General features: G+C 68.8%; 7 protein-coding genes. 6 read left to right on the forward strand and 1 reads right to left on the reverse strand.

Annotated elements, in window-relative coordinates; translation table 11 throughout:
- The first annotated feature begins 165 nt into the window (after nucleotides 1–165).
- From pepN to STSP_RS00385, 6 genes are all read left to right on the forward strand, one after another.
- The gene (gene pepN, locus STSP_RS00360) at nucleotides 166–2,661 is read left to right on the forward strand and encodes an aminopeptidase N (protein ID WP_067270427.1); all 2,496 of its coding nucleotides are present in this window, start codon (nucleotides 166–168) and stop codon (nucleotides 2,659–2,661) included.
- A 293-nt stretch (nucleotides 2,662–2,954) separates the two neighbouring features.
- Entirely contained in the window at nucleotides 2,955–4,388 is a 1,434-nt protein-coding gene (locus STSP_RS00365; protein ID WP_078066769.1) for a pyridoxal phosphate-dependent decarboxylase family protein, read from the forward strand.
- Nucleotides 4,385–5,875: a lysine N(6)-hydroxylase/L-ornithine N(5)-oxygenase family protein gene (locus STSP_RS00370; RefSeq protein ID WP_078066770.1), complete on the forward strand. Its 1,491-nt coding sequence runs from the start codon at nucleotides 4,385–4,387 to the stop codon at nucleotides 5,873–5,875. Before STSP_RS00365 ends, STSP_RS00370 begins: the two co-directional genes overlap by 4 nt.
- A gap of 81 nt (nucleotides 5,876–5,956) precedes the next feature.
- Entirely contained in the window at nucleotides 5,957–6,838 is an 882-nt protein-coding gene (locus STSP_RS00375) for a LysR family transcriptional regulator (RefSeq protein WP_067270430.1), read from the forward strand.
- A 220-nt stretch (nucleotides 6,839–7,058) separates the two neighbouring features.
- On the forward strand, nucleotides 7,059–9,419 hold the full coding sequence (locus STSP_RS00380; protein ID WP_067270433.1) for an arylsulfatase: 2,361 nt from the start codon (nucleotides 7,059–7,061) through the stop codon (nucleotides 9,417–9,419).
- Nucleotides 9,420–9,438: 19 nt separating this feature from the next.
- On the forward strand, nucleotides 9,439–10,398 hold the full coding sequence (locus STSP_RS00385) for an ABC transporter substrate-binding protein (protein WP_067270435.1): 960 nt from the start codon (nucleotides 9,439–9,441) through the stop codon (nucleotides 10,396–10,398).
- Nucleotides 10,399–10,482: 84 nt separating this feature from the next.
- On the opposite strand, the gene STSP_RS00390 is transcribed toward STSP_RS00385, so the two are convergent.
- Nucleotides 10,483–12,297 (reverse strand): bifunctional metallophosphatase/5'-nucleotidase, encoded by a 1,815-nt coding sequence (locus tag STSP_RS00390; RefSeq protein WP_067270441.1) that lies wholly within the window; start codon nucleotides 12,295–12,297, stop codon nucleotides 10,483–10,485.
- Between the last annotated feature and the right edge of the window lie 190 nt (nucleotides 12,298–12,487).

Genomic DNA, 12,487 nt, shown 5'->3' on the forward strand with positions numbered 1-12,487 from the left:
CAAGCGGCTGGCCGTTGCAGAGCGGAACGGCAGCCGCAGCAGCGGAACGGGATCTGCCGGTCGAGGCGCCGGGCACCTGACGCACACCGGCGCCCGGCTCACACATCCCCGCGCCACCGGGCCCGCCCTGTCGTCCCGGCCCGCCCATCAGGCAGCATGGCCCCCATGTCCGTACTGACGCGCGCCGAAGCGCAGACCCGAGCCGAGCTCCTCGACGTCCGGCGATACACCATCGACCTCGACCTGACGCGGGGCGAGGAGACCTTCGACTCCCTCACCGCCATCCAGTTCGCGGTACGTGGGGACCTCGCAGCCGCGGACACCTTCGTCGAGCTGAAGCCCGCCGAACTGCGCTCCGCGACGCTCGACGGACAGCCCCTCGACCTCGGGACCCTGGAGGGCAACCGCCTCCCGCTCACCGGCCTGACCGCAGGCGAGCACGAGCTGGTGATCGACGCCTCGATGCGGTACTCGCACACCGGCGAGGGCATGCACCGCTTCACCGACCCCACCGACGGCGAGACCTACACGTACACGCAGCTGTTCATGGACGACGTGCAGCGCGTCTTCGCCGCCTTCGACCAGCCGGACCTCAAGGCCGTCTTCGAGCTCTCGGTGAAGGCCCCCGACGGCTGGACCGTCCTCGCCAACGGCGTCACCGAGCACACCGGAGGCGGCGTCTGGAAGGCCGCACCGACCCCGCTCATCTCCACCTACCTCGTCGCCGTCGCCGCAGGACCCTGGCACTCCGTACGCACCGAGCACCGCGGCCTGCCCTTCGGCATCCACTGCCGCCGCTCCCTCGCCCCCCACCTCGACGCCGACGCCGACGAGATCCTCGACATCACGCGCGCGTGCTTCGACCGCTACCACGAGAAGTTCGAAGAGCCCTACCCCTTCGACTCCTACGACCAGGCGTTCGTTCCCGAGTTCAACGCCGGCGCCATGGAGAACCCGGGCCTGGTCACCTTCCGCGACGAGTTCGTCTACCGCTCCGCCGTCACCGACACCGAACGGCAGACCCGCGCCATGGTCATCGCCCACGAGATGGCCCACATGTGGTTCGGCGACCTCGTCACGCTCAGGTGGTGGGACGACATCTGGCTGAACGAGTCCTTCGCCGAGTACATGGGCTACCAGACCCTCACCGAAGCCACGCGCTTCACGGACACCTGGGTGGACTTCGGCGTCGCCCGCAAGGCCTGGGGCTACGACGCCGACCAGCGCCCCTCCACCCACCCCGTCGCCCCCGAAGCCGTCGAGGACACCGCCTCCGCACTCCTCAACTTCGACGGCATCTCCTACGCCAAGGGCGCCTCCGCGCTGCGCCAGCTCGTCGCCTGGCTCGGCGAGAAGGACTTCCTCGCCGGCATCAACACCCACTTCGCCCGCCACAAGTTCGCCAACGCCACACTCGCCGACTTCATCGACTCCCTCGCGGACTCGACCGAACGCGACGTGCACGCCTGGGCCGACGCCTGGCTGCGCACCACCGGCGTCGACACCCTCGTGCCCCGCACCGCAGGCCACAACAGCAGCCACACCCTCACCGTCGACCACCACGGCAGCCGCCCCCACCGCATCGCGGTCGGCCTCTACGACCAGGACCTCACCGACCACGGCCGGCTCACCCTGCGCGAACGGTTCGAACTCGACGTACCGCAGAACGGAACCGAACGCCCCATCGGCAGCCGCCCCGCACTCGTCGTCCTCAACGACGGCGACCTCAGCTACGCCAAGATCCGCTTCGACGACCGGTCCTTCACCACCGTCCAGGAAGCCCTCTCCGGCATCCCCGAGCCCCTCACCCGCGCCGTCGTGTGGAACGCTCTGCGCGACGCCGTCCGCGACGGCGAAATCCCGCCCGCCGCCTACCTCAAGGCCGCCCGCACCCACCTCCCGCACGAGACCGACCTCGCCATCGTGCAGGGCGTCCTCGCCTTCGCCACCAGCCAGATCGCCGGCCGGTACGTCGCCGACGAGGACCGGCCCGACGCCCTCACCACCCTCACCGACCTCTGCCGCGACCTCATCCGCCGCACCGAGGACGGCGACAACCCCGGCCTCCGCCTCACCGCCGTGCGCCACCGCATCGACACCGCCACCCGTGCCGACACCATCACCGCCTGGCTCTCCGAAGGCACCGTCCCCGGCGGGCCCGAACTCGACCCCGAACTGCGCTGGCGCATCCTCGGCAGGCTCGCCGTCCTCGGCGCCATCGACGACGCCGTCATCGAGGCCGAACTCATCCAGGACCCCAGCGCCACCGGCCAGGAAGGCGCCGCCCGCTGCCGCGCCGCGCTGCCCGACCCCGAGATGAAGCGCAAGGCCTGGGACGAGATGTTCGCCGCCGACCACCTCTCCAACTACCTGTTCACCGCCACCGCGCAGGGCTTCTGGCAGCCCGAACAAGCCGCGCTCGTACGGGAGTACGTACCGCGGTACTACACCGACGCGGTCGCCGTCGCCGCCCGCCGCGGCCCCGCCATCGCCGACGCCGCCGGCCGCTACGCCTTCCCCGTGTACGCCGTCGACCCCGACACCCTCCACCTCGGCGAGGCCTGCCTACGCGACGCCAACCCGATCCCGTCTTTGCGCCGCCGCCTGGCCGACCAGCTGGACGACTTGGCAAGGGCACTGCGGGTACGCGCGTCGGCCTGACGGGTCTGACCGTTGTGGGCAATCGTTCCGCAGGGCTGGGGGCACCTCCCACGCCCTTAAGGCAGTGGGGGAGGGTGGGCACAACCCACGACGGCGGGTGCGCCGCGTACGGCCAGGGCCCCGGCGTGGGTGGGCGCAACCCACGACGCCGGGCGCCCCCGGCGCGTAAGGCGCACCCCGGAGGGGGCGGGTGGCCTCAGCCACAACAGAAGGCACGCCAGTACCACTTCGGCGCCCCACTCGTTGAGGCAGGTGCCCCCTGCACCGCACCACGCCCACCCGAAGGACACCCCATGAGCACCCCGCCGCCCCCGCGGGCCCTGCCGTCCCCACCACCGGAGGAGGAGGGGACGGCACGGCCACCCCTCTCCGGCGGCCCCGAAGGCCCCACCGCCCTGCGCCCCCTCCTGACCACCGTCCTCGACGCCCTCCACGACGGAGCCGCCGCCCGCCGCGGCCCCCTCCCGGCAGGCGGCCCGGCAGCCGTCGCCGCCCGCGTACGCGAAACCGTCGGCACCGGCATCCCCCCACACGGCACCAGCCCGGACGAGGCCCTCCACACCCTCGTCCACCTCCTCGCCGAAGGCGCCGCCGACCCCGCCGAACCCCTGTGCGCAGCACACCTCCACTGCCCGCCCCTCGCGCTCGCCACGGCCGCCGACCTCGCCGTCTCCGCGCTCAACCCGTCCCTGGACTCGTGGGACCAGGCCCCCGCCGCCTCCGCACTCGAGGCCCTCGTCACGACCGCGCTCGCCGCCGAGGTGTACCCACAGGCCCGTACCGCCGACGCCGTCGTCACCACGGGCGGCACCGAGTCCAACCAGCTCGCCCTGCTCCTCGCCCGCGAACACCACGGCACCGTCCAGCTCGTGTGCGGCGAGAACGCCCACCACTCCCTGCACCGCGCGGCCTGGCTCCTCGGACTGCCCGAACCCGTCACCGTGCCCGCACCCGCCGGAACCCTGAACCCCACCGCCCTCGCGGACACCCTCACCCGGCTGCACGGCCGCCCCCTCCTCGTGGCCGCCACCGCCGGGACCACCGACGCCGGACTCATCGACCCCATCTCCGCCATCGCCGACCTGTGCGACGCTCACGGCGCGCGCCTGCACATCGACGCCGCATACGGCGGCGGACTCCTCTTCAGCGACCGGCACCGCACCAGACTCGACGGCCTCGACCGCGCCCACTCCGTCACGCTCGACCTGCACAAACTCGGCTGGCAACCCGTCGCCGCCGGCCTCCTCGCGGTACGCGACCGCCGCAACCTCGACGCCCTGGCCCACCGCGCCGACTACCTCAACGCCGACGACGACACCGAAGCCGGCCTGCCCGACCTCCTCGGCCGCTCCCTGCGCACCACACGCCGCGCCGACATACTCAAGATCGCCGTCACCCTCAGAGCCCTCGGCCGCACCGGCCTCGGCGCGCTCGTCGACCAGGTCTGCGCGGCCGCCCACGCGTTCGCGGACCTCATCGACGCCCACCCCGGCTTCGAGCTCTACGCCACGCCCACGATCAGCACCGTCCTGTTCCGGCCCACCGGCGCCGACGACGCCGCCCTCGCCCGCGTACGACGAGACCTGCTCACCGAAGGCCGCGCCGTCCTCGGCCGCGCCCGCCTCGACGGCCGGCTCTGGCTCAAAGCCACCCTGCTCAACCCGCACACCCGGCCCGGCGACCTCGCCGGCCTGCTGAAACTGGTGGAAGGAAACACCGCCCGATGAGCCCGACGCCACCCGACGCCGTCCGGCACGCCGACCGTCCGGCCCCCCGGTCCGCCCACCGCCGCGGCCCCGCCACCCACCGAGAGCCCGCCCACACCCCGCCCCAATCCCCCCGCGACCTCGTCGGCATCGGCATCGGCCCCTTCAACCTCTCCCTGGCCGCCCTCGCCCACCCCCTCGCCGAACTCGACACCGCCTTCTACGACCAGCGGCCCGCCTTCCACTGGCACCCCGGACTGCTCATCGACGGCGCCACCCTCCAGGTTCCGTTCCTCGCCGACCTCGTCACCCTCGCCGACCCCGCCAGCCCCTGGTCCTTCCTCAACTACCTACGCCACCGCGAACGGCTGTTCCCCTTCTACTTCGCCGAGCGCTTCCACATCCAACGCGCCGAATACGACGCCTACTGCCGCTGGGTCAGCGACCACCTCCCCGGCCTCCACTTCCGCCACCACATCGACACCGTCCGCTGGGACCCCGAACGCTCCCTGTTCGCCATCGACTTCACCCAGCTCGACACCGACGGAGCAGCCGAAGCCCTCGGCCGCACCCACGCCCGGAACATCGTCCTCGGCATCGGCACCGCACCCCACGTCCCCGAACCCCTCCAAGCACTCGCCGACGCACCCGACGTACCCGTCGTGCACTCCGCCGACTACCTCCACCACCGCGAGCGCATCCGCAGCGCCGGACACATCACCGTCGTCGGCTCCGGCCAGTCCGGCGCCGAAGTCTTCCTCGACCTCCTCCGGCACCGCCCCGCCGGCCGCGAGCGACTCCACTGGCTCGCCCGCACCGAAGCCTTCGCCCCCATGGAGTACTCCAAGCTCGGGCTCGAACACTTCACACCCGACTACACCCGCTACTTCCACGGCCTGCCCCAGCCCGTACGCGACCGCCTCGTGCCTCGCCAGTGGCAACTCCACAAAGGCATCGACGCCGACACCATCTCCGCCATCCACGACGAGCTCTACCAGCGCACCCTCCACGGCGGCTGGCCCGACACCGTGCTCACCCCCGGCGTCGGCGTCCGCGCCGCGACCCGCACCGGGCAGGGCCGCATCGAACTCGAACTGGAACACCCCCAGCAGGGCACCCGCTCCCGCCTCACCACCGACGCCGTCGTCCTCGCCACCGGCTACCGCGAACGCCCCCTCGACCAGCTCCTCGCCGGCCTCGCCCCCCACATCCGCCGCGACACCGCCGGCCGCCCCCGCATCGACGAGCAGTACCGCATGGACCTCGACCCCACCATCACCGCGACCGGCTGCACCATCTACGTCCAGAACGCCGAACGCCACACCCACGGCGTCGGCGCCCCCGACCTCGGACTCGCCGCCTGGCGCAGCGCCACCATCCTCAACGCCGTCACCGGCAAGAAGTCGTACCCGCTACCGAGCCGGACCGCTTTCACCACCTTCGGCCTGCCCGAGCAGCCCGCGCCCGATCGGCCCGGGCCGACCGTTCTCGCGCCTCAGCACGAGTGATCACGGGCGTGCGCTGCCTCTCGAGACCGGGACTCCGCCGAGAGGGGCGGTGATAGCGTTGCCCGACATCGTGGAGCGCTGATGGAACGACGCCAGCTGGAGTACTTCATCGCCGTGGTCGAGCACGGCGGATTCACGGCTGCGGCCACCGCGCTCCACGTCGCACAGCCCTCGCTGTCCCATGCGATCCGTGCCCTGGAGCGCGAATTCGGCGGAAAACTCTTTCACCGCCTCCCACACGGCGTCGCGCTCACCGCGGCGGGCGAGGCACTGGTCCAGCCGGCGCGGCAGGTCCTGCGCGACCTCTCCACGGCCCGTTCCCTGGTCCGTGAAGTCCTCGGACTCAGCGGCGGCCGGCTCGACATCGTCTCCCAGACGACTCTTTCGGTCGACCCGCTCGCCGGCATGCTGGGGCGCTTCCATCGCGCGCATCCCAAGGTCTCCGTGCGCGTGGTCGACCCGGAGCAGGGCCCTGCCGTGGCGCACATGGTCGCGGCCGGTCAGTGCGAACTCGGCCTGGTGGACGCCTCGGTTCCCACGGCGGACCTCCGCGGGATCGACCTGCCCGAGCAGGAGATGCACGTCGTGCTGCCGCCGGACCACCCGCATCCGCCGGGCGACACCATCACCTCGCGTGAACTGGCGCTGCTTGACCTGATAGTGACACCACCGGGCACCGAAACCCGTGCGGCGCTGGACGACGTGTGCACCGCGCTGGGCGTCCCGCCGAGGATCGTGGTGGAGACCGCCCACCGCGCGATGATCGTGCCGCTCGTCCTCTCCGGCGTCGGCGCCTCACTGCTGCCCGCCTCCATGGCCCGGGACGCCGCACTGCGCGGGGCCCGGATGCTGTCCAACCGTCCGCGGCTGCTGCGCCACGGCCGGCTGGTCTGGCGATCGGGCCCGCTGTCCCCCGCCGCCCAGGCGTTCGTGGACCTGGCGGCCGCACTCCCAGGGGACTGACGCCCCCTGCGGGTATAGAAGTTTTCTACCGCCTTCATTCAAAACCGGTTCAGGTCGATTCAAGGCATCTTGTTGACCGGTGTCGGCGATGACTGACATTTTTACCGCACCGCGGGCAGCGGGTTTCCCGGCCGCTGAAGTCCAGTTGTATTACGCCGGCAATTCGGCCAGGAGAAGAGCGTATGACATTTCCCCGCAGGGCATCGCATCGGAGAAATACATGACGGAGTTCGACGCCGGACGGCACATACTCCCACGGCCGGACACCCGCAGCCCCCTGGCCACCGCGATGGACGTCCACGACCAGGACACCGCCTTCACCCCCATCGGTCCCGTCCCTCCGCCTCAGAACGCACCGAACGTGGTGATCGTGCTGTTCGACGACCTCGGCTTCGGCACCTCCAGCTCATTCGGCGGGCCGTGCCACATGCCGACCGCGGAACGACTCGCCGACAACGGACTGCGCTACACCCGCTTTCATGTCACAGCACTGTGCTCACCGACCCGCCAGTCCCTGCTGACCGGACGCAACCATCACTCGGTCGGAATGGGCGGCACCACCGAGATGACCACCGCAGCCCCCGGGTACAACGGATTCCGGCCGCGCAGCGCAGCCACCATGGCCCAGATCCTGCAGGGAAACGGTTACAGCACGGCCGCCTTCGGCAAATGGCATCAGACCCCACCGCGCGAGATCAGTGCGGTCGGGCCGTTCGACCGCTGGCCGACCGGAGAAGGATTCGACACCTTCTACGGGTTCATGGGGGCCGAAATGAACCACTGGTATCCGCTGCTGTACCACGGCACCACCCCCATCGAACCCGACCGCCGGCCCGAGGACGGCTACCACCTTTCCGAGGACCTCGTCGACCACGCCATCGACTGGGTCCGTACGCAGCGCACACTGACCCCGGACCGGCCGTTCTTCACCTACCTCGCGCTCGGTGCCGCGCACGCACCCCTGCACGTCGGCCGGGAATGGCGCGAGAAATACCGGGGACGCTTCGACCACGGCTGGGACCACCAGCGCGAACTGACCCTGCAACGCCAGAAGCACCTCGGAGTCGTGCCCACAGACGCACAGCTCGCACCCTGGGCGGAAGGCGTCCCCCACTGGGATGAACTCACCGACAACCAGCGCCGCCTGGCCGCCAGGTTCATGGAGACGTTCGCCGGATTCACCGAACACGCCGACGTGCAGGTCGGCAGGTTCACCGACGCACTGGAGGAACTCGGCGAGCTGGACAACACCCTCTTCCTCTACATCCTCGGCGACAACGGCGCCTCCGGCGAAGGCGGCATCGAGGGGACGATCGTCGAGCACCGACTCGGGCACGGCCTGGTGGACGACCCGGACGAGATGATCGAGCACATCGACGAGATCGGCGGCCCGCACAGCTACCCCATCGCCCCAGCGGGATGGGCGCTGGCGATGAACACCCCCTACCAGTGGACCAAACAGGTGGCCTCACACTTCGGCGGCACCCGGGACGGCATGATCCTGCACTGGCCCCGGGGGATCCCCGACCGCGGCGGAATCCGCCACCAGTTCTCCCACGTGATCGACGTGCTCCCGACCATCCTCGACTGCGTGGGGATCCCGGCGCCGTACAGCGTCGACGGCGTGCCGCAGCAGCCCATCGAAGGGACGAGCATGCGGCAGACGCTCACCGATCCGAACGCGCCCGAGCGCCACCGCACGCAGTACTTCGAAATGTGCGGCAACCGCGGCATCTACCACGAGGGCTGGATGGCCGTCACACGGCACGGTATCCCATGGGAGATGGTGCCGACGCAGGGCCGCAGGTTCGCCGACGACATCTGGGAACTCTACGATCTCGACAACGACTGGAGTCAGGCGCACGACCTCGCCGCACAGCACCCCGAGAAAGTGCGCCAGCTGCAGGACCTGTTCCTGATCGAAGCGGCGAAATACCAGGTCTTCCCCCTCGACGACCGCGTCACGGAACGGGAGAACCCCGCCATGGCCGGACGCATCGACCTGCTCGGCGACCGGACATCCGTCACCTACCGAGGCGGAATGCGGCGTTTCACTGAGGAGACCACACTCAACATCAAAAACCGCTCACACAGCATCACCGCCGACATCGACGTACCGGAAACAGCAGCCGAAGGCGTCCTCATCGCACAGGGCGGCCGATTCGGCGGCTGGTCCCTCTACGTCACCGACGGAAAGCCCGCATACGTCTACAACTACTTCGGGCTCAGCCTCTACACCGTGAGCGGTGGCGACCCCCTGCCTCCTGGACGGCACGAGGTCCGGATCGAGTTCGACTACGACGGCGGGGGACTCGGCAAAGGCGGCACCGCCGTGCTCATGGTCGACGGCGAGAAACACGCAACCGGACGGATCGAGCACACCATCCCGTACTACTTCTCGTTCGACGAGACGCTGAACGTCGGAGTGGACCTCGGCACACCGGTCACCGACGACTACCCAGCCATCGACAACGAATTCACCGGCACAGTCCATTCAGTCCACATCGACCTGGACGTCGAAACCACTCAGCCGCCCGAGTTCGACGGCGGACTGCACCGGCGTGTCATGGGCGCCCAGTGACCACGAGGAGCACGACACCATGGCAAGACAATGGCTCGCCGGCACAGCCGGCGCGGCGGCCCTCGGCCTCACCCTGACCGCCTGCGGCGGCGCGAAGATCGGCGACAGCCCCGCGAACAAGAGCAGCTCCGGCACGTGCGGAACCTTCAACCTGGCGGTCAATCCCTGGGTGGGTTACGAAGCGAACGCAGCCGTCGTCGCATACGTCGCGGAACACGAACTCGGCTGCACAGTCAAGAAGAAGGACCTGAAGGCAGAGATCGCCTGGCAGGGCTTCGAGACGGGCGAGATCGACGCCATCCTGGAGAACTGGGGACACGACGATCTGAAAAAGAAGTACATCACCCAGCAGAAGACCGCCGTCGAGGCCGGCCAGACCGGCAACAAAGGCATCATCGGCTGGTACGTGCCACCGTGGCTGGCGAAGAAGTACCCGGACATCACCAACTGGAAGAACCTCAACAAGTACGCCGCCAAGTTCAAGACCTCCGAGTCCGGCGGCAAAGGCCAGCTCCTCGACGGCGACCCGTCGTACCAGACCAACGATGAAGCGCTCGTGAAGAACCTGAAGCTGGACTTCAGGGTGGTGTACGCGGGCAGCGAGACCGCACTCATCCAGACATTCCGCGACGCCGAGCAGAACAAGAAATGGGTCATCGGCTACTTCTACGAGCCACAGTGGTTCCTCTCCGAGGTCCCGCTCGTCAACGTGGAACTACCCAAGCACACGGCAGGCTGCGACGCCGACCCGGCGAAAGTCGCCTGCGACTACCCCGTATTCAACCTCGACAAGATCGTCAGTAGCAGATTCGCGAAGTCCGGCAGCCCCGCCTACGACCTGGTGAAGAACTTCACCTGGACCAATGACGACCAGAACATCGTGGCCAAGTACATAGCGTCGGACAAGATGTCACCCGACGCGGCGGCGAAGAAATGGGTCGAAGCGAACCCCGACAAGGTCGAGGCCTGGCTCAAGTAGAACCACAGCCGACCGCCGGGTGCGGACCGTGTCACCACAGGCCGCACCCAGCAGCAGGCTTCCCGGGGAGTCCCCGGGGACAACTCAGAAGACGGGCACCCCGTCCCGCGTCAGCTTCCAGTCCACCGACGCGAACTCCGCCTGATCGATGGACCCCTTCTCCTTCACCCACGCGATCATCGTGTTACGGATCTCGTCCGAATTCGACCACAGCAGCTTGGCGGCGGCGACAAACGGGAAATTGCCGCCGCCATTCGCCCGGTAATTGTTCACCGCCAGCACGAACTGCGCGTCATCGGCCAGCGGCGCACCCTCGAACCGCACATCCGTCACCCGCGACCCCGCAGGCTTCGCGATGTCGATCTCATACGCCAGACCGCTCACCACGTCATAGTTGTAGTCCGGCGTACCGTTCGCATTCGTCAGCTTCGCCGGATCGACCTCCGCGCCCGCAGCCGTCTGGACGAAATAATTCGCCGAGAACTCCAGATACGCCCTGATCTGCGCACCCGTCATCAGCCGCGCCTCCAGCGTGTTCTCGAAGACATACAGACCCGCAACATCCCGGATCGTCACCTCGCCCGCCGGAATCACCGCGCTCCGCGAGAAGCACGCCGCCTGCGACAGCACCGGCAGCGACGCGTACTCCGTACCCGCCAGCGCGTCCCTCACCGTCGCCGCCTGAATGTGATTGATCAGATCGATGATCGGCACATCCCGGTACGGAGCCTCCACCGACGTCATCTCCGCCGCATTCGTCCCGATCACCTGATTGACGTACGCCACGACCTGCTCGTGCTCGTCCCGCAGAATCTTCGTGATCTCCGGGTCCTCATCCACCGTGTTGGAATTGAGGACCTGCGCACCCACGGACTCCACCGCCCAGCGGCCCTTCTCCCACACCAGCTCAAAGTCGAACAACGTCAGCCGCTGCCCCCACTTCAACGGCTCCGACAGCACCACCTGCCTGCCGGTCTCCTTGTTCGCCACGAAATACTCGGGGATCTCCGTGTGCGCATGCCCCACCAGAATCGCGTCGATCCCCGGCACCTGCTCCGCCACCAGACCCGCCGCATTCTCGATGTACGGCAGCTGATCCCCGTACGACGACGTACCCGACGAACCCGAATGCGCCGACACGATCACCACGTCCGCACCCATCGACCGCAGCTTCGGCACCCACTTCGCCGCCTGCTCCTCCAGACCCGGGAACGTCATCTTGCCCTGCACGTTCGCCTTGTCCCAGATCGCGATCCCCGGGTTGGTGAGACCCAGGATCGCCACCCGCACATCACGGCCGTACGGAGTCCGCAGCCTCTTGATCACATACGGCGGGAAAGCCGGCTTCAGCGTCTTCGCGTCCAGCGCGTTCGCACCCAGCAGCGGAAAACGGCACTGCTCCTGGAACTTCCGCAGCACCGGTATGCCGTAATTGAACTCGTGATTGCCCAGCGCCGCCGCGTCATACCCGATCGCGTTCATCGCCTGCGCCATCGGATGCACCGGACCGTTCTCCGCCGTGATCGGATCGACCTTGGCGTAGTAATACGACAGCTGCGTGCCCTGGATCGTGTCGCCCGCGTCAATCAGCAGCGTGTTCCGCCGGCCCTTCTCCCTGCGGACCTGCTCCACCAGCGTGGAGATCTTCGCCAGACCCACATCGTTGTGGGCCTTGTCGTCGAACTCCTGGTCCGTGAAGTAGTCCCAGTTGAAGACGTTGCCGTGCAGATCGGTCGTGCCCATCACCGTGAACGCGTACCGCTTCGGCACCCGTCCGCCAGCGAACCCCCCGGACCCGGCCGTGGCGGCGGAGGCGGGAACCGCGCCCGCACCCGCGAGTGCGACACCCGCGCCCGTGGCGGCGGACCGGCCCAGGAACGACCTTCTGTCGAACGGCATTTCATCTCCTTGTTTCACTCAGCAGTCAGGATCTACGCGCGATGACACAACGCGCGTAGAAGTCTGTCGCAACCACCCCATCAGCAACACCCCTCCCGCGTTTCGATCTGATGACCACCCAGCCCCCGACACCAGTGCCACAGTGGGCCCATGACCGCAGAAACCCCCCAGCCACCCACCCCCCACACGG

Origin of the sequence: Streptomyces jeddahensis, from assembly GCF_001642995.1 — a bacterium.
In the GTDB taxonomy this organism is placed as follows: Bacteria; Actinomycetota; Actinomycetes; order Streptomycetales; family Streptomycetaceae; genus Streptomyces; species Streptomyces jeddahensis.